The following is a 19,291-nucleotide window of genomic DNA, read 5'->3' on the forward strand; positions in this document are numbered from 1 at the left end:
GGTTCAATCTCCGTTGCTGAGGGGAACGGCCCGGTCGCGGGGCCGGATCACGAACGCCGTCCCGGTCTGGCGCGACGCGTCCACCTCGATGAGCCAGCCGACCGAGAGGAGGTCGGCGCGGACCGCCGAGAGGCCGACGCCGCGGCCGGCCAGGTCGCTCACGTCGCCCTTCGTGCTCACGCCGGGGGCGAACGGGAGCTCGCGCGCGCGGCGCAGATCGGTCGGGTCGACGCCGGCGCGCGCCGCGAGGGCGTGGAGGTCGAGCCCCCGGCCGTCGTCCTCGACGACGATCGTGGGCAGCGGCTGAGCCTCGGCGCAGACGGCGCGGATCACGCCGAGCTCGGGCTTGCCCGCCTGGGCGCGCGCGTCGGGGGTCTCGATGCCGTGGGCGATCGCGTTGCGCACGAGGTGGATGAGCACGCCCGGGAGCAGGCCGGCGAGATCGGCGGGGACGGGGACCTCGCGGCCCTCGATCTCGAGGCGGGCGCGCTTGCCCTCCTTCTCGGCCCAGCGCGGCACGCGCTCGACCAGCGCCGCGAGCACCTCGCCGAACGGACGGGCCGCGAGGCGGCGGGCGATCTCGGCGGCCTCGCCGCCCTGCCCGGCGAGGAGCTCGCCCAGCCGGCTCACGTCGGTGCGGCGGACGGTGATCTGGTCGAGGACCGCGCGGCCCACGGGCGACGCGTCGACGAACGTCTCCTGCGCGCGCGCGAGCTCCTCCGCGACGCGCTCGAGCCGCGCGCGAAGGGCCGCCGCGCCGAGGTCGACGGAGAGCTCGTCCTCCGAGCGCGCGCGCGCCTGGGCCGCGGCGAGCTCGTCCTCGAGGGTCATGACCTCGTCCGCGAGGCGCTCGAGGTCGAACGAGCGGGCCTCGCCCTTCAGGGTGTGCAGCTGCTGCAAGAGCTCGTCGAGGTCCGCGGCGCCGAGCCGCCCGCCGTCGCCCAGGATCTCGGCGCACCGGGCCACGCGCTCGCGCGAGATCTCGACGAAGCGGACGAAGACCTGGCCGCCGCCGGCGACGAGGCGGCGCATGGCCGCGATCTGGCGCGCGTGCTCCTCGTCCTTGGTCTTGACGCTCGCCTCGAGGCGCCGGAGCTCGGTCTCGTCGGTCGCGAGCAGCATGATGCGCGCGACCTGCTGGCCGGAGACGACGGGGCAGAACTCGAGCCGCAAGAACCTGCGGTCGCCCGGCGCGCGCTCGAACCAGAGCGAGCGCGGGGCGAGCTCGGCGACCTCCGGGAAGAGGTCGAGCTCCGCGCCGAACGCGGCGTCGATCCACTGCCGGAGCGCCTGGCTCTCGACGCCGAGGGGCTCGTCGCCGTAGAGGAGCTCCGCGACGTGTCGGCCCGCCTCGGCGCGCTCGCCGAACAGCTGCCTCGCGTGCTTCGAGGCCTCGACGCCCAGCCGGCCGTCGGGGCCGAAGGCGACGATCGCCTCGCGCATGTTGTCGAAGAGCTCGCGGAGGCTCTCCGTGGCCATCTCCAGCTTGCCCTCGCGCTCGAGGATGGCGGAGCTCATCGCGTTGAAGACGTCGGCGAGCCGGCCGAGCTCGTCGTTCGTGCGGACGCGCACGCGGACGGTGCGGTCGCCCTCGCCGAGGCGCCGCGCGGCGTCGACGAGCCGCGAGAGCGGGCGCACGATCTGCCACCGGGCGAACCCGAGGAGGAGGAAGGCGGTCACCGCGCCGACGAGCCCCGCGTATTCGAGGATGTCGCGGCGCGCCGCGGCGAACGCGGCGTTCTCGGGATCGAGGGAGAAGACGAGGGCGAGCGTCCCGAGGCGCCGCCCGTCGTCGCGCACGACCGCGCGGGCGACGCGGATCTCGCGCTCGAGGACCTGGTTCTCGGCGCCGCGCGCGATGAAGACCGACAGGCCCTCTGGCGGATCCCCGACCTTGGCGACGGGCTCGGCGTCGCTGCCCCACGCGATCGCGCCGATCAGCGCCCGGTTCGACCGGAGCTGGTCGAGCTCGCCCTGGGCCGCGTCGCGATCGCCGAAATCGAGCGGCGCGGTCAGGGACCCCGCGAGCAGATCCGCCATCATCGAGGCGGCGTTCGCCTTCGCCGACACGAGATCATCCCGTGTCTTTTCGATGACCTGATTGGCCACCAGCACGGTGACGCTGGTGAGGACGACCACGGTCGCCGCCGCGAGCTTGACGCCGATGCCGAGGGGAACGCCGGCGCGCCCGGCGCGCTGCCGGTCGGGCGTCGAGGACGTGGAGGCGGCGCCGGCGTCCAGCATCAGGCGACCGGCGCGGCAGCTCGTACCCGATGCAAGGAACGGTCGAATCCAAGAGCGTACGTCATCCGCGCCCCCACGAAAGACAAAGGCATGTCCGGGCGCCGGCGCGCAGTGTCAGCGTCCCCCCGGAGGAGCGAGGACAGGCGCACGGAGAATACCCTTCAGTCCCCGACGGTACGTAGCTTATTTCATATTTGCAACAGGAATTTCCTTACCCACATTGGAAGACATGTCGGCTCGTGGCGCCTGTTGTATGACCCGCTGCTCACGGCGCGTGCCGGCGCTGGGCGCGCGGCGCGGGGCAGGCGCGGCGCTCTCATGAAGTCACGGGCGAGCTCGGGCGCTGGGCCGCGGCGCCGCTACTGGTTCGCGTCGATCGAGCTGAGGAAGTCGTTGTAGTCGTCGACCTTGTCCCCGCGGACCACGTCGAGGCCCGTGTTGACCCGGGTGCCGTCGACCATCTGCGGGGCGAGGATGTTCTTTGTCGCCTCGAGGCCGAGGTTCTCGATGCCGTAGAGGATGTAGGGCACGAGATAGCCCTGGTAGTACTGCCGCTGGATGTGCGTGGCCCGGATGCGCCCTTGGCGCATGTACTCGACGGTTATCGGATCGAAGTCGAAGGCGACGATGGGGAGAGCCGCCTCGCCCGCGGCCTCCGCGGCCATCGCGCACCGGTACGAGACGTTGAACAGGCCGAGCATTCCCACGACGGGCGGGTCCGCCTCCTCGATCTGGGCCGTCATCCACTCGACGTCGTCGGTCTCGCCCGAGAGGTCCCAGTGGGCTTGGCCCACGACGACCTCGTAGCCGGCTGCCTCGAGCCTGTCCTGGGCGCCCTGCGTTCGCTCCAGGCCGGCGCTCCCGGCCTCGTCGGTGCTGCCGTGGAGGATCACCGTCCCAGGGGGCGAGGGCAGCATCGCGAGCAGGGTCTCCGCCGCCGTGGTGCCGGCAGACTCGTTGAGCGTCCCGACGTAGATCGAGCGCTTCGAGGCCGCCACGTCGTTGTCGAGCGTCACGACGTGGACCCCGCTCGCCACGGCCTCGTCGACGGCGGTGGTCTGGAGGTCGCCGAAGGGCGCGAGGCCGATCCCTTCCGCCTGGTCCTCCACCGCCTGCGCGATTTGCTCGTTTTGGACCTCATCCGGCTGAGGGCCGTCCTCCGACAGCGCGATCGGCCCGATCACGCTCCCCACGACCCCGAGCTCCGCCATGGCCCGGGTCGCGGCCGTCACGACCGGCCCCCAGAAGCCCGCGGCGTTCTTCAGCACGACCGCCATCCGCATCGGCCGGAGCGCGCTCGCGTTGATCTCGGCGACGAGGCGGTCGACCGTGTCCTCGAGCTCCACGGGCGTGAACTCGTTGTCGGGGATCGGGGCTCGCTGGATGGGCGTGAGCTGCTCGCCCGCGCCGGGGGGCTGGTCGGACCCGCATGACGCCGTCGTCAGCGCGAGACCGAGGACCGTCGTACTCCATCGTCCAATCCGCCCCATGAGCAGCTCCTCCTCGCCCGTGGCTCGTCGATCGTGCGCACTCCTGCGTGAACGTCACGCTCGCCGCGAGATCATTGCCTGACGCTGCAGGTGACGGGGACGGGGTCGAGATCGACGAACGTCTCGTCGCGGATGGTCCACTTCTGCATGAAGTGGTGCTTGTTCGCCCCGTAGATGTCGAACTCATACTCCGCGGCCGCACCCACGTACCGGAGAGGGACCCCCTCGCGAAGCCTGGTCAGCGCCGTCTTCAGATCCCGCCACGAGGCCGGCTCGTTGTCGGGGCTGTTGAGCTCGCGGATGATCTTCTGCAGCGCGTTTCCGGAGGAGGGGATCTCCCCGCTCGTGGCCTGGGCGTACACGAGGCCCATCGCGATGAGGACGACGCCGTCGTAATAGAAGTGCGCCGCGGGGAACGGCACCTCCCCGCCCCACCGGCGGGAGAAGTGGTCGATGAAGGCGGCGGCGTTCCCGGTCGTGCACTCGACCCTCTCCTCCGCTTCGTCCACGATTTGGCACTCGCTCCGCAGGCTCAGCGAGGGCGAGACGCCGGAGTAGCCATCGAGGACGCCCGCAGGAATGTTGGCGAGGAGCGCCTCGGCGCGCAGCGCGGGGCCGAGGAGCCAGGCGCCCGGGCGCCCGGCGACGGTCCATTCGGTCACGACGGTCGAGGCGGTGGCAGGAAAGGCGGCCAGGAGCGTGCGGTCGGGGAGCATATCGAAGGCGTACGCGATCTTGTCCGTGTAGGTATGCTCGCCCGCGGTGAGCGGCACCGACGGGAACGCCCTTCCCCTGAGCGCCACGAAGTTGGTCGTGAACTCGCTGTTGACCTTGGCGTTGTAGTCGTCCCACGCGGCGAGGCTGTTCACGGTGCGGATGCCGTCGCGAATGGCGTCCTTCGCCAGCGCGCAGCCGATGTCGAACGGGGTAGGGGCGAGCCGCATCCAGCCCCCCTTCCTCTCGCTGCGCGCAACGGGGGGGGCGGCATACCCCGGCAGCATGTGAAACCGGTCGAGCTCCTTCACGTCCCGCGAGATCTCGTTGGCGAGGTCGTTCTCTTCGGGCCCCACCAGGTAGGCGACCTGATCCTTGTAGAGCAGCGCGGCCAGCTGGTGGATCCCGCGCTCCGAGCTCGAGTGGCTGTCCCGGCTCCGGAGGTCGAACGGCCGCCCGTCGAGCCCGCCCGCGGCGTTCAGGTGCTCGATCGCGAGCAGCATCGCTTGCTCGAGGTTGCGGCCGATGGCCGACTCGCTGCCGGTGAAGGGCAGGAGGGCGCCGATGACGACCGCGTTCTCGGGGCGCTCGGGCTCGCTCGGCGCGCAGGACGCCGAGAGGAGGGACGCGAGCCCGACGAGCAGCCCGGCCTCCAGGCAGCGCAGGCGTCGTCCGCGATGCGTGGATCCCATGCCGGCTCGATGGACGCACCGCGAAGAGGCATGGCTCCCAAGGTACATGCAGGCCTCTCGATGACATCCCAAACAGGATGTGTCTGTCAAGGACGTGGAAGAGTCGACGATGCGGGCTGAAGTGGGAGATGATGCGCTGTAGCCCGTATTACTTGATGTGACTCACGCCTCGGGCCGGCCGCTCTCTGACGCGCCTCTTGCGCGCCTCAGGCGCCCTCTTGCGCGCTCACTCCTGAAGGGCTGGCAGCCACATGCGGACCGTCGTGCCTTCGCCGAGCGCGCTCTCGACACGGATGCTGCCCTGGTGCTCCTGGATGAACCGGTGCGTCAGCGACAGGCCGAGCCCGGTCCCTTGCCCGGGCGGCTTCGTCGTGAAGAACGGCTCGAAGATGCGGCTCAGGTCCTCGGCGCGGATGCCGCAGCCGGTGTCGCGCACGTCGATCTCCACGCCGTGGACGTCGCCGCGCGGCAGCGCGCGCGCCCCGACGACGACGGCGCCGCCCTGGGGGCTGGCGTCGAGGGCGTTGCCGATCACGTTGAGCAGGGCCGACTCGAGCTGCGACGTGTTGACGAGCACCGGGGGCAGCGCCGACGCGGCGCTGTTCGCCTGGAGGTGGACCCGCCGCTCGCGCGCCCGCGGCGCGGAGAGGTCGACCGCGCGGCGGAGCGCCTCGCGCACGTCGCACGCCTGCCGGCCGACCGGCTTGCCGCGCGCGTACTCGAGCAGCGCGGTCACGAGGTCCGAGCAGCGGTTCGCCTGCCGCTCGATGGTGCCGAGCGCCTTCACGATCGCGGCCTCGTCGGGCAGGCCGTGCCCCTTGCGGTGCCGCCGGAGCAGGAGCTGCGCGGTCATCACGATGACCGAGACCGGGTTGTTCATCTCGTGCGACAGCCCCGCGACCAGCGTGCCTATCGCCGCCATCTTGCCCGCCTGGAGGAGCTCCTCCTGCGTCTCCGAGAGCCGCTTGAGCGCGTCCGCGAGCTCGCGATTCTTCGCGGCGAGCTCCAGGTAGGCGCGGTGCAGCCGCTCGGCCGCGCGGACCCGCGCCTTGAGCTCCAGCGGGTCGAACGGCTTGCTCAGGTACTCGTCGGCGCCGACCTCGAGCCCGCCGACGGCCTCGGCGCGGCTCGCCCTGGCCGTGAGCAGGAGGATCGGGATGTCTCGGAGCCCGGCATCCCCCTTGAGCCGCCGGACCAGCTCGAAGCCGTCCATCTCGGGCATCATCACGTCCGACACGATGACGTCGGGCCTCGTCGCCCCGACCGCCTCGAGCGCCTCCCGGCCGTTCGTCGCGCGCAGGACCTGGTGCTCGGTGGCCAGGATGCCCTCCAGGTAAGACGCCATGTCCGGGTTGTCCTCCACGACGAGCACGCGCGACGCGGGCGCCTCTGCGCGGCCGTCTCCGCGGACCGCCGGCGCGGCCCGAGGCGCGGGCGCCGCGAGGTGGTCCGCGACGCGCGGCCTGGACGCCGCGGGGTCGTCCGCGCCGCCGGGCGGCCCCGACGACCTCGGCGGCTCCGGCGCGCGAGGCGCCCGCGACGCCATCACGCCGTCCGCCGCGCGCGGGAGCCGCACGAAGAAGCGGGAGCCGACCCCGGGCTCGCTCTCCACGCCGACCGTGCCCCCCATGAGCTCCGCGAACTCTTTGGCCAGCGACAGCCCGACCCCGGTCCCCTCGTGCTTGCGCGTGGCGGACGCGTCGATCTGCTGGAACCGCTGGAAGAGCAGGTGTCTCTGGTCCGGCGGGATGCCAGGACCGGTGTCCTCGACCGAGAGCTCGAAGAGCCCGTCCGCCGCCCGCAGCCGGACGTCGACCCGGCCGCCCGCCGGGGTGAACTTCAGCGCGTTGCCCAGCAGGTTGAGCGCGATCTTCTCGAATTTGCGCCGATCGAGGGGGACCGTCCCGAGCGCCGGATCCGCCTCGAGCGACAGCCTCACGCCGCCGCGCTCCGCCGCGGGGCGAGCCTCTTCGACCATGTCCGCGACGAGCTCTGTCACGTCGACCGCCTCCCAGTCGACGTGCATCTTGCCGGCCTCGATCTTCTGGTAGTCGAGGACGTCGTCGACGAGCCGGCGGAGCCGCCGCCCGCTGCGCTGGATGCGCTCGAGATCGGCCTGCACCCGCGCCGAGAGCGGCTCGTCCTGGCTCGACAGGAGCGATTGGAGCGGACCGAGGATGAGCGAGAGCGGCGTCCGGAGCTCGTGGCTCATCACCGTGAGGAACTCCCCCTTGGCGCGGGCGGCGGCGTCGGCGGCCTCCTTGGCCTTCTGGAGCTCGACCTCCATCCGCTTGCGCTCGGTGATGTCGGCGTAGATCCCGAGGAGCCCGATGATGTCGCCGCGCTCGTCGCGGATGGGCACCTTGCTGGTGAGCAGGACCCGCCGCTCGCCGTCCGGGCGGAGCAGCGGCTCCTCGATGTCGAGCATCGGTGTGCCGCGCTCGATGACCTCCCGGTCGACGCGCACGAACGACTCAGCGTCTTGCTTCCCCCACACATCGAAGTCGGTCTTGCCGACGAGATTCTCGAGGACCCTCGTGTTCGTGTCGTTGAGGAAGTTCTGATTTCCTCCGAGAAACCGGCCCTCACGGTCTTTCCAGAAGATGGCGTGGGGGACGTTGGCGATGACGTACTTGAGGACCGCCTGCTGTCGCTCGAGGCTCGCCTGAGCCTGCTGCTGCGCGGCGATGTCGGCGGCGTGCACCCGCGCCTCGGCCGGTGACACCGCCCTGGACGCCCGTGACTTTTCGGCGCGCGCTCGACGGGCCTGGAGGAGCTTGCTGACCCTGGCAGAGAGCCGGTAGGGGCGTCGCATCGTTGGCTCGTCGCGACAGCATAAAACGAGCGCGAGCGACCTCAAAGCATCACCGCACCGGAACGTAGCCGAGCACGGGCGGCCGGCGGGGAGATCCGGCGAACGAGCGCGGCGGTTCTCGTGTTGCGCCGGCCGGGTGTGCCCTCCATGGAACCGTTCCGTCGCGGTTGGCGAGCCCTGGTTTGCGGCGCGCCCGGCTGCGTCCGCGTGCGTCCGCGTGGAAAGACACCTGGCTCATGGCGGGCGGTGCCAGCGAGAGCGCGTCTCCTCTCTCCGAGCCACCCGCCGCGGGACGGAGCGGGTGCCCACGGCGGCTTCGCTGTGGTAGAGGAGCTGCGCCTATGTCAGGTCGAGTCGCGCTCGTCACCGGGGCGGCGTCGGGTATCGGCGCGGCCACCGCACGCAGGATTTCGCAAACCGTGGGTGGCCTGGTCCTCGTCGACCGGAACCGCGCGGCGCTCGACGCGCTCGCGGCGGAGCTCCGTGGGCCGGAGCTCTTGGTGCGCGACGGCGACGTGGGGACCGAGGCCCCGTGGGCCGAGATCGAGGAGGCGGTCGAGCGTCGGTTCGGGAGGCTCGACCATGTCGTGGCGAACGCCGGTATCGCCCACGGGGCGCCGCTCGCGGAGACCTCGTTCGAGGACTGGCGGCGCGTGCTCTCGGTGAACCTCGATGGCGCCTTTCTGACGCTGCGGACGGGCCTTCGCCTGCTCAGGAAGTCGGGCGAGGGCGGGACGGCCGTCGTGGTCTCCTCGGTCGCGGCCGTCAAGGCCGAGCCGGGCATCGCCGCGTACGCGGCCTCGAAGGCGGGCGCGGCGCAGCTGGTCCGCGTCGCGGCGAAGGAGGGCGCGCGCGACAAGATCCGCGTGAACGGCGTCCTGCCCGGGGGCGTCGAGACGCCGATCTGGACGCAGACGCCATTCTTCCAGGAGCTCGTCGCGACCGCCGGGAGCGAGCGCGCCGCGTTCGATCAGATGGCGGCGATGTCCACGCCCCTCGGTCGGTATGCGAGCGCCGACGAGATCGCGGGGCTCATCGCGTTCCTGCTCTCGGACGCGTCGGGCACCATGACGGGGGCGCTCCTCGTCAGCGACGGCGGGTACTCGCTCTAGAGCGGCGGTCACCCGCTTCGGATACGGGCCCATCTCGGCGTTTTCGGTGCTCAGCGCACTGGAGTGCGCTTCCGCGCCGAAAACGCCGAGCTGGACCCGTCTCCTGTGCGGGTGACCGCCGCTCTGTAACGCATGTACCAGAGACGGGCGAAAACCGCTCTAGGACACGGAACGGTCTGAAACCTCGAGGAAATGAACCACAGAGGGCACAGAGGGGAGAGAAATAGAATCCTATTTTTTTTCTGTGCCCTCTGTGCCTCTGTGGTTCGAATTCTTTTACGGGGACGTAGTTAGGCGAGAGCAAACCGCCTTCCAGCGGGAGAGGGGGTTGAACCGCCTGGACGTGAAGAGCGTGAGGAGAACCAGGGAGCACGCCTGTTCTCTTCTCCTGGCGTCCTTGGCGCCTTGGCGGTTCAGTCTCTCTCTCTGAGGGCGCGCCGCGCCGGCCGGTAAGGGGTTCATGACGAGACGCTGACAATGCGCGCCGGCCCGCGCCCGGGGTGCCGCGCGGCGCTCGACCCGGAGACGCGAGGCGCTGAAAAAAGCAAGCGATTTCGAAGCCTTCGGCTCAGGGATCGCCAGGGAAACGGAGGCGCGATGCGTCATGAGGCGCGGGCGCGAAGGTGCCGAGGGAAAGCGCTTTCATGGGCCGAACCCGGGGGACGGCGCGATCGGGGCGTGCCGTCGTTCCGTGACCGAACCATTACCGCGGGCCGGAGACCACGGATGTTATAGACCGCGAGCTTGTCATTGGGAGGCAGCTCAGCATGATAAAGGAACCGCAGGCCCTCCGCAGCGCCGGCCTCCAGCCGATCGGGATCTGGCGCAGCGGACCGTGGCTCCCCGCGTTCACGTCGACCGATCTGCGGGAGGCCATCTCCTGCGTGCGCGAGCCGGTGCACGTGGTGCGCGAGACGCCGGAGGGGCGCGTCGGCGTCTCGCGCGGCGGCGCCGTCATCCGCGAAGATCAGGTCAACGGGGTCCCCACGTTCCCGCTCCTCGGCACGCTGCCGGCGCTGTATCCGGAGTGGCTCGGGGACCGCTCCTTCCTCGAGGTCCACCGCCTGCGCTTCCCCTACGTGGCCGGCGCGATGGCGAACGGTATCCACACCACGCGGCTCACCATCGAGATGGCCAGGGCGGGGATGATGGGGTTCTTCGGCGCCGCCGGCCTCGGGCTCCACCGGATCGAGCAGGCGGTCGACGAGATCGTCGCCGCGCTCGGCACGGAAGGCCCCACCTGGGGCTGTAACCTCATCCACGCTCCGAACCAGCCGCGGCTGGAGAGCGACACGGTGGAGCTCTACCTGAGGAAGGGAGTCCGGCGGGCCGAGGCCGCGGCCTACATGGGCCTGAACCCGATGGTCGTGCGGTTCGCCTACAGCGGCATCAGGCGCCTGCCCGACGGCCGCATCGACCGGCAGAACCACCTGTTCGCGAAGATCTCGCGCCCGGAGGTCGCCGCGCGCTTCCTGTCGCCCGCGCCGGCCGAGATCCTCGATACGTGCGTTCGCAACGGGTGGCTCACCCGGGAAGAGGCGGAGCTCGCGCGGTCCCTGCCGGTGGCCGAGGACATCACGGTGGAGGCCGACTCCGGCGGGCACACCGACAACCAGCCGCTCGTCGCGCTGTTCCCGGTCATCCTCGGCGTCCGCGACGAGCTCGCGGCCAAGCACGGGTATCAGCGCCCGATCCGCGTCGGCGCCGCCGGCGGCCTCTCCACGCCGTCCACGGTCGCCGCGGCGTTCGCGCTCGGGGCCGCGTACGTGCTCACGGGCTCGGTCAACCAGGCATGCGTCGAGTCGGGCCTGTCCGAGGAGGGCAAGAAGATGCTGGCCCAGGCCGACCTGCCGGACGTGACCATGACGCCGGCCGCCGACATGTTCGAGCTCGGCGTGCAGGTCCAGGTGCTCAAGCGCGGCACGATGTTCGGCGTCCGCGCGCAGCGGCTCTACGACCTGTACGTCGCCCACGCTTCCATCGAGTCGCTGCCCGAAGGCGTGCGCGCGCGCGTCGAGCGGGAGCAGTTCCAGATGTCGTGCGACGAGGTGTGGGCCGGCTGCGAGCGGTTCTTCGCCGAGCGCGACCCGGCCGAGCTCGAGCGCGCCGCCCGCGATCCGAAGCACAAGATGGCGCTGATCTTCCGGTGGTATCTCGGCATGTCCAGCAAGTGGGCGATCGCCGGGGATCCGAAGCGCCGCGCCGATTATCAGATCTGGTGTGGCCCGGCCATGGGCGCCTTCAACCGCTGGGTCAAGGGGTCGTTCCTCGAGGACCCCGCGAACCGCACCGTGGTCCAGGTCGCGCGCAACCTGCTCGAGGGCGCGGCCGTCGTCACGCGCGCGCAGCAGCTGCGGACCTACGGCGTCCCCGTGCCGAGCGCCGCCTTCCACTTCACCCCTCGCCCGCTCGCCTGAGCGCCCGAACCCCTGCTGAGGTCCGTCATGCACCCTTCGTCCCCGCGTACTCCGGCCATCGCCGTCGTCGGCGTGAGCGCCATCTTCCCCGGCTCGCTCGACGCTCACGGCTTCTGGCGCGACATCCTCGCTGGAACCGACCTCATCACCGACGTTCCGAGCACCCACTGGCTCGTGGAGGACTACTACGATCCCGATCCGTCCGCTCCGGACAAGACGTACGCGAAGCGCGGCGCCTTCCTGAGGGACGTGCCGTTCGATCCGCTGGAGTGGGGCGTGCCGCCGTCGATCGTGCCGGCGACGGACACGACGCAGCTGCTCGCGCTGATCGTGGCGAAGCGCGTGCTGGAGGACGCGGCGCAGGGGCAGTTCGAGGCGATGAACCGCGAGCGGATCAGCGTGATCCTCGGCGTCACCTCGGCGCAGGAGCTCCTCGCCTCGATGGTGAGCCGGATCCAGCGGCCGGTCTGGGCCAACGCGCTCCGGGACCTCGGGTATCCGGAGGACGAGGTGAAGCGCGCCTGCGACCGGATCGCGGGCAGCTACGTGCCCTGGCAGGAGTCGAGCTTCCCGGGCCTGCTCGGCAACGTGGTGGCCGGGCGCATCGCGAACCGGCTCGACCTCGGCGGGACCAACTGCGTGACCGACGCCGCGTGCGCGTCGTCGCTGTCGGCGATGTCGATGGCGATCAACGAGCTCGCGCTCGGCCAGTCCGACCTCGTGATCGCGGGCGGCTGCGACACGATGAACGACGCCTTCATGTACATGTGCTTCAGCAAGACGCCGGCCCTGTCGCGGTCGGGCGACTGCCGCCCGTTCTCGGACAAGGCCGACGGCACGCTGCTCGGCGAGGGCATCGCGATGGTGGCGCTCAAGCGGCTCGACGACGCCGAGCGCGACGGGGACCGGGTGTACGCGGTGATCCGCGGGATCGGGTCGTCGTCGGACGGGCGGAGCAAGAGCGTGTACGCGCCGGTGCCGGAAGGGCAGGCCAAGGCGCTGCGCCGGACCTACGCCGCCGCCGGGTACGGCGCGGAGACCGTGGAGCTGATGGAGGCCCACGGCACCGGGACCAAGGCCGGCGACGCGGCCGAGTTCGAGGGCCTGCGCACGATGTTCGACGAGTCGGGGCGGCAGGACCGGCAGTGGTGCGCGCTCGGCAGCGTGAAGTCGCAGATCGGCCACACCAAGGCGGCCGCGGGCGCTGCGGGCCTGTTCAAGGCGATCATGGCGCTGCACCACAAGGTGCTGCCGCCGACCATCAAGGTCGACAAGCCGAACCCCAAGCTCGAGATCGAGAAGACCGCGTTCTACCTCAACACCGAGGCGCGGCCGTGGATCCGGCCGGCGGGCCACCCGCGGCGGGCGTCGGTGAGCTCGTTCGGCTTCGGCGGCTCGAACTTCCACGTGGCGCTGGAGGAGTACACGGGCCCGGCGCCGCGGGCGCACCGGGTGCGGTCGGTCCCGGCGGAGCTCGTCCTCCTGTCGGCGGACACCCCGGCGGCGCTGGCGGACCGCGTCCGGGCGACGGCGAAGGCGGCGGAGACCCCGGAGAGCCTGCGCTTCCTCGCGCGGGAGTCGGTGCTCTCGTTCGACGGGTCGCGACCCGCGCGGCTCGGGCTGTGCGCCACGGACGAGGCGGATCTCCGGAAGAAGCTCGAGCAGGTCGCGGCGCACCTCGGGTCGAAGCCCGAGCAGGCGCTCGCCGCGCCGCTCGTGCATTACGCGAACGGGGAGGCGCCGGGGCAGGTGGCGTTCCTGTTCCCGGGGCAGGGGAGCCAGTACCTCGCGATGGGCGCCGACGTGCTGATGACGTTCGACGCGGCCCGCGAGGCGTGGGACGCGGCGGCGAGCGTACCGCTCGCGGACGCGGCGCTGCACGAGGTGGTGTTCCCGCGGCCGGTGTTCTCGGACGAGGACCGCGCGGCGCAGGACGCGCGGCTCCGCGAGACGCGGTGGGCGCAGCCGGCGATCGGCGCGACGAGCCTCGCGCACCTCGCGCTGCTCGGGGCGCTCGGGGTGCGGGCCGACGCGTTCGCGGGCCACAGCTTCGGCGAGATCGCGGCGCTGCACGCGGCGGGCGCGCTGTCCGCGGCGGACCTCCTGCGCGTGGCCCGGCGGCGCGGCGAGCTGATGGGCGCGGCGTCGTCCGAGCGGGGCGCGATGATCGCGGTCCCGCGGGCGATCGAGGAGGTGCGGGGGCTCGGGCTCGGCGACGTGGTGGTCGCGAACCACAACGGCCCGAAGCAGGTGGTCCTGTCCGGGTCGGTCGCGGCGATCGAGGCGGCGGAGAAGCGGCTCGCGGGCATGGGGATCCAGGCGCGGCGCCTCGACGTGGCGGCGGCGTTCCACTCGCCGCTCGTGGCGGAGGCGAGCGCGCCGTTCCGCGAGTTCCTGGGGGGCATCGCGGTGCAGGCGCCGGGGGCGCCGGTGTACAGCAACGCGGAGGTCGAGCCGTACCCGGGCGGCGGCGACGCGGTGCGCGACCGGCTGGCGCGCCAGCTGGCCGAGCCGGTGCGGTTCGTGGAGGAGATCGAGCGGATGTACGCGGCCGGGGTGCGCACGTTCGTGGAGGTCGGGCCGGGCTCGGTGCTCACGAACCTGGTCGGCGACATCCTGAGCGGGCGGCCGCACCGCGCCGTGGCGCTCGACCGCAAGGGCAAGCACGGGGTGACGAGCCTGTTCGAGGCGGTGGCGCGGCTCGCCGTGGCCGGGGTCCCGCTCGACGCGCGGGTGCTCTGGGACGGGGTCGCGGCGCCGGTCGATCCGCGGGCGCTGCCGAAGCCGAAGCTGTCGCTGGCGATCAACGGGAGCAATTACGGCAAGCCGTACCCGCCGCAGGGCGGCGCGAAGGAGCTGCCGAAGGCGAGCGCGGCGAGCGCGGCGAGGCCGGCGCCCGAGGCGGCGCGGGCGCCGGCGGCGGCGAGGCCGGCGGCGCCGGTGGCGAGCGCGCCGGCGGCGGTGAGGCCGGCGGCGCCGGTTGCGAGCGCGCCGGCGCCGGTGGCGAGCGCGTCGACGCCGGTGGCGAGCGCGTCTGCGCCGGTGGTGCGCGCGTCTGCGCCGGTGGCGAGCGCGTCTGCGCCGGTGGTGCGCGCGTCTGCGCCCGTGGTGAGCGCATCGTCGCCGGCGGTGAGCGCATCGTCGCCGGCGGTGAGCGCGTCGTCGGCGGCCGTGAGCGCATCGTCGCCGGCGGTGAGCGCGTCGTCGGCGGCGGTGAGCGCATCGTCGCCGGCCGTGGTGCGCGCGTCGACGCCGGTGGTGAGCGCGTCTGCGCCGGTGGTGCGTCCGCCGGCGCCGGCAGCGAGCGCGTCGTGGCTCGCTGCCTACCAGGAGGCGCAACGCGCCACGGCGGAAGCCCACAGCGTGTACCAGCGCGCCATGGCCGAGACCCACATCGCCTTCCTGCAGGCGGCCGAGGCCTCCTTCGCAGGGCTCGCCGCGCTCGCGACCGGCGCTCCGTACCCGGTCACGGCGGCGCCCGAGGCGCGGATCTCGCCCACGATCCTCGCGCCGGTGCATCGAGGGCCGGTCTCGGAGGCGTCGCTGCGGTCCGCAGGGGCGCCGGCGCTGCTCCTCGGCGGCGACAGGAGCAACGCCATCCAGGACGGCCTGAACGGCGCGGGCGGGGAGCATCACGCGGCGTTCGCAGCGGCGTCTGCGGCGCCTGTCGCGGCAAAGGCGGCGGTCGCGCCGCCCGTGCCGGCGGCGCCTGCCGCGGCAGCGAAGGCCGCGGCGCCGGCGGCTGCGGCGCCCGTCGCGGCAGCGAAGGCCGCGGCGCCGGCGGCCGCGGCGCCCGTCGCGGCAGCGAAGGCGGCGGTCGCACCGCCGCCCACCGCCCCCACCGCGGCAGCGAAGCCGGCGGTCGCGTCGCCCGCCACGGCAACGCAGGCGGCAGGCGCCGCCGCGCCGGGGGTCGATCTCGAGCGGATGGTCCTCGAGGTGGTCGCGGACAAGACCGGATACCCCGTCTCCATGCTCGGGCTGCAGATGGAGCTGGAGAGCGATCTCGGGATCGACAGCATCAAGCGCGTGGAGATCCTGTCCTCGGTCCGGGATCGGACGCCCGGGCTGTCGGAGGTGGACGCCTCGGCCTTGGCGCAGCTGCGCACGCTCGGCCAGGTGGTCGACCACCTCCGCGCCTCGATGCCCGCCGCCGCGCCGTCGGTCGGCGCAACGCCGGCCGTCGCCGCCCCCGCCGCCGCAGCGGCGCCCGCAGCAGCCGCGCCGGCGGGCGCAGCCGCGGCGGCGCCCGCGGCATCCGCGGAGGTCGAGCGGATCGTGATGGCGGTGGTGGCCGAGACGACGGGGTACCCGGCCGAGATGCTCGGGCTGCAGATGGAGCTGGAGAGCGACCTCGGGATCGACAGCATCAAGCGGGTGGAGATCCTGTCGGCGGTGCGGGACCGGACGCCCGGGCTGTCGGAGGTGGACGCCTCGGCGCTGGCGCAGCTGCGCACGCTCGGCCAGGTGGTCGATCACCTCCGCGCCTCGCTGCCCGCCGCGCCCGCGGCCGCCGTCAGGCCGGCTGCCGCCCCGCCCGCCGCGGCGACGGCGCCCGCCGCTCCTGCTGCGGCCGCACCGGCCGCCGCGGCGGCGTCGCCCGCGGCAGCCGACGTCGAGCGGATCGTGATGGCGGTGGTGGCCGAGACGACGGGGTACCCGGCCGAGATGCTCGGGCTGCAGATGGAGCTGGAGAGCGATCTCGGGATCGACAGCATCAAGCGGGTGGAGATCCTGTCGGCGGTGCGGGACCGGACGCCCGGGCTGTCGGAGGTGGACGCCTCGGCGCTGGCGCAGCTGCGCACGCTCGGCCAGGTGGTCGACCACCTCCGCGCCTCGCTGCCCGCCGCCGCGCCCGCGGCCGCCGTCAGGCCGGCTGCCGCCCCCTCCGCCGCGACGGCGTCCGCCGCGGTCACGCCGGCCGCTCCGGCCGCGCCGGCCGCCGCTCCCGCGGCGGCGTCGCCCGCGGCGTCCGACGTCGAGCGGGTGGTGATGGCGGTGGTGGCCGAGACGACGGGCTACCCGGCCGAGATGCTCGGGTTGCAGATGGAGCTGGAGAGCGACCTCGGGATCGACAGCATCAAGCGGGTGGAGATCCTGTCGGCGGTGCGGGACCGGACGCCCGGGCTGTCGGAGGTGGACGCCTCGGCGCTGGCGCAGCTGCGCACGCTCGGCCAGGTGGTCGATCACCTCCGCGCCTCGCTGCCCGCCCCCGCGCCGGCCAGCGCTTCCGCGGCGACGCCCGGTGCCGCCGAGGTCGAGCGGGTGGTGATGGCGGTGGTGGCCGAGACGACGGGGTACCCGGCCGAGATGCTCGGGTTGCAGATGGAGCTGGAGAGCGACCTCGGGATCGACAGCATCAAGCGGGTGGAGATCCTGTCGGCGGTGCGGGACCGGACGCCCGGGCTGTCGGAGGTGGACGCCTCGGCGCTGGCGCAGCTGCGCACGCTCGGCCAGGTGGTCGATCACCTCCGCGCGCGCCTCGGGTCCGCCGCCGGCGACGACGCCCCCGCGAAGCCCGCCGAGGACCCCACCGCCGCGCACCTCGGCCGGTGGACGCTCGTCGAGGTGCCGGCGCCCGCCGCCGGCATGGCGATGCCCGGCCTCTTCGACGCCGGCGCCGTGGTGGTCACCGGCGACGACGCGGTCGGCCCCGCGCTCGCCGCCGCCCTCGCGGCGCGCGGGATCGCCGCCGAGTACGCCGCCGCCGTGCCCCGCGGGGCCCGCGGCGCCGTGTTCCTCGGCGGCCTGCGCGGCGCCGCCACGGCCGACGAGGCGCTCGCCGTCCACCGCGAGGCGTTCCTCGCGGCCCAGGCGATCGCGGCGCAGCCGGCGCTGTTCGTCACGGTCCAGGACACGGGCGGCGACTTCGGCCTCGCCGGCTCGGACCGCGCCTGGGTGGGCGGGCTGCCGGGCCTCGTGAAGACCGCGGCCCTGGAGTGGACCGAGGCGTCGTGCCGCGCGATCGACCTCGAGCGGAGCGGCCGGCCCGCCGCCGAGCTCGCCGAGGCGATCGCCGCGGAGCTCCTGTCCGGCGGCGTCGAGCTCGAGATCGGCCTGCGCGCGGACGGCCGCCGCACCACGCTGCGCAGCGTCCGGCAGGACGCGCAGCCCGGGCCGCTCCCCCTCGGGCCGTCCGATGTGGTCGTGGCGAGCGGCGGCGCCCGCGGCGTGACCGCGGCGACGCTGATCGCGCTCGCAAAGGCCAGCCGCGCGCGGTTCGCGCTGCTCGGCCGCTCCGCGCTCGAGGAGGATCCGGCCGTGTGCCGCGGCGTCGGCGGCGAGGCCGCGCTCAAGGCGGCGCTCGTCAAGGCCGCGGCCTCCGCGGGCCACAAGGCGACGCCGGCGGAGATCGGCCGCCAGGTCGCGAAGATCCTCGCGAGCCGCGAGGTCCGCGCGACCCTCGACGCGATCCGCGCGGCCGGCGGCGAGGCCCTCTACGTGCCGGTCGACGTGAACGACCCGCGCGCCGTGGCCGCGGCGCTCGACCAGGTGCGCGGCGCCTTCGGCCCCGTCACCGCGATCGTCCACGGCGCGGGCGTGCTCGCCGACAAGCTCATCGCCGAGAAGACGGTCGAGCAGCTCGAGCGCGTGTTCCGCACGAAGGTCGACGGCCTCCGGGCCCTGCTCGGCGCGACCGAGGGCGACCCGCTCAAGGCGATCGTGCTCTTCAGCTCCATCGCGGCGCGCAGCGGCAACAAGGGGCAGTGCGACTACGCGATGGCGAACGAGGTCCTGAACAAGGTCGCCGCCGCCGAGGCCGCCCGGCGCCCGGGCTGCCGCGTGAGGTCGCTCGGCTGGGGGCCCTGGCAGGGCGGCATGGTGAACGCGGCGCTCGAGGCGCACTTCGCGCAGCTCAGCGTGCCGCTCATCCCGCTCGACGTGGGCGCGAGGATGCTGCTCGACGAGCTCTGCGACGGCTCGGGCGACGGCGGCGCGGTCGAGCTCGTGCTCGGCGCCGAGCCGACGACGCTCGCCGCCCAGGGCCACGGCCGCCGGGTCGCGCTGGCCGTCCGCGCGGACCGCGCGACGCACCCCTACCTCGGCGATCACGCCATCAACGGCGTGCCCGTGGTGCCGGTGGTGATCGCCCTCGAGTGGTTCGCGCGGGCCGCGCGCGCCTGCCGGCCGGATCTCGTCGTGACCGAGCTCCGCGACGTGCGGGTGCTGCGCGGGATCAAGCTCGCGGCGTACGAGTCGGGCGGCGAGGTGTTCCGCGTGGACTGCCGCGAGGTGAGCAACGGCCACGGCGCGGTGCTCGCGGCCGAGCTGCGCGGGCCCCAGGGGGCGCTGCACTACGCGGCGACCATCGAGATGGCGCAGCCCGAGGGGCGCGCGGCCCCGAAGGGCCCGGCCCTGCCGTCGCTCGGCCCGTGGCCCTCCGGCGGCGACCTGTACGACGGCCGCACGCTGTTCCACGGCCGCGACTTCCAGGTGATCCGGCAGCTCGACGGCGTGAGCCGCGACGGGATCGCGGGGACGGTCGTGGGCCTGCGCGAGGCCGGCTGGGTGGCGCAGCCGTGGAAGACCGACCCGGCGGCGCTCGACGGCGGGCTGCAGCTCGCGACGCTGTGGACGCAGCACGTGCTCGGCGGCGCGGCGCTCCCGATGTCCGTGGGCGCGCTGCACACCTTCGCCGAGGGGCCGTCCGACGGCCCGCTGCGCGCGGTGGTGCGCGGGCAGATCGTGGCCCGCGACCGCACGAAGGCGGACATCGCGTTCGTCGACCAGACGGGCGCGATGGTCGCCGAGCTGCGCGACGTGCAGTACGTGCTCCGCCCCGACACGGCGCGCGGCCAGGCGTGAT

The 19,291-nt window shown here is 73.3% G+C and carries 7 protein-coding genes; 3 read left to right on the forward strand and 4 right to left on the reverse strand.

What is annotated here, in order from left to right:
* Positions 1 to 3: 3 nt before the first annotated feature.
* The 4 genes from WMF26_RS05945 to WMF26_RS05960 all read right to left on the reverse strand — a co-directional run bounded on the left by WMF26_RS05945 (position 4) and on the right by WMF26_RS05960 (position 7,955).
* Positions 4 to 2,244 (reverse strand): HAMP domain-containing protein, encoded by a 2,241-nt coding sequence (locus WMF26_RS05945; protein ID WP_437999515.1) that lies wholly within the window; start codon positions 2,242 to 2,244, stop codon positions 4 to 6.
* Between the two features lie 359 nt (positions 2,245 to 2,603).
* Positions 2,604 to 3,734, reverse strand: a complete 1,131-nt coding sequence (locus WMF26_RS05950) for a substrate-binding domain-containing protein (protein WP_437999516.1) — start codon at positions 3,732 to 3,734, stop codon at positions 2,604 to 2,606.
* A gap of 71 nt (positions 3,735 to 3,805) precedes the next feature.
* Positions 3,806 to 5,140 carry an ABC transporter substrate-binding protein gene (locus WMF26_RS05955; RefSeq protein ID WP_437999517.1) on the reverse strand — a complete coding sequence of 445 codons (1,335 nt, stop codon included), beginning with the start codon at positions 5,138 to 5,140 and terminating at the stop codon, positions 3,806 to 3,808.
* A 226-nt stretch (positions 5,141 to 5,366) separates the two neighbouring features.
* Complete coding sequence (locus WMF26_RS05960; RefSeq protein ID WP_437999518.1) at positions 5,367 to 7,955, reverse strand: ATP-binding protein; 2,589 nt, start codon at positions 7,953 to 7,955, stop codon at positions 5,367 to 5,369.
* A 341-nt stretch (positions 7,956 to 8,296) separates the two neighbouring features.
* On the opposite strand from WMF26_RS05960, the gene WMF26_RS05965 reads away from it, so the two are divergent.
* The 3 genes from WMF26_RS05965 (at position 8,297) to WMF26_RS05975 (ending at position 19,290) form a co-directional block, all read left to right on the forward strand.
* Complete coding sequence (locus WMF26_RS05965) at positions 8,297 to 9,067, forward strand: SDR family NAD(P)-dependent oxidoreductase (RefSeq protein ID WP_437999519.1); 771 nt, start codon at positions 8,297 to 8,299, stop codon at positions 9,065 to 9,067.
* A 767-nt stretch (positions 9,068 to 9,834) separates the two neighbouring features.
* Complete coding sequence (locus tag WMF26_RS05970) at positions 9,835 to 11,484, forward strand: PfaD family polyunsaturated fatty acid/polyketide biosynthesis protein (RefSeq protein ID WP_437999520.1); 1,650 nt, start codon at positions 9,835 to 9,837, stop codon at positions 11,482 to 11,484.
* Positions 11,485 to 11,511: 27 nt separating this feature from the next.
* The gene (locus WMF26_RS05975; protein ID WP_437999521.1) at positions 11,512 to 19,290 is read left to right on the forward strand and encodes an SDR family NAD(P)-dependent oxidoreductase; all 7,779 of its coding nucleotides are present in this window, start codon (positions 11,512 to 11,514) and stop codon (positions 19,288 to 19,290) included.
* Position 19,291 lies beyond the last annotated feature (1 nt).

The organism is Sorangium sp. So ce185 (genome assembly GCF_051526825.1).
In the GTDB taxonomy this organism is placed as follows: domain Bacteria; phylum Myxococcota_A; class Polyangia; order Polyangiales; family Polyangiaceae; genus Sorangium; species Sorangium cellulosum_D.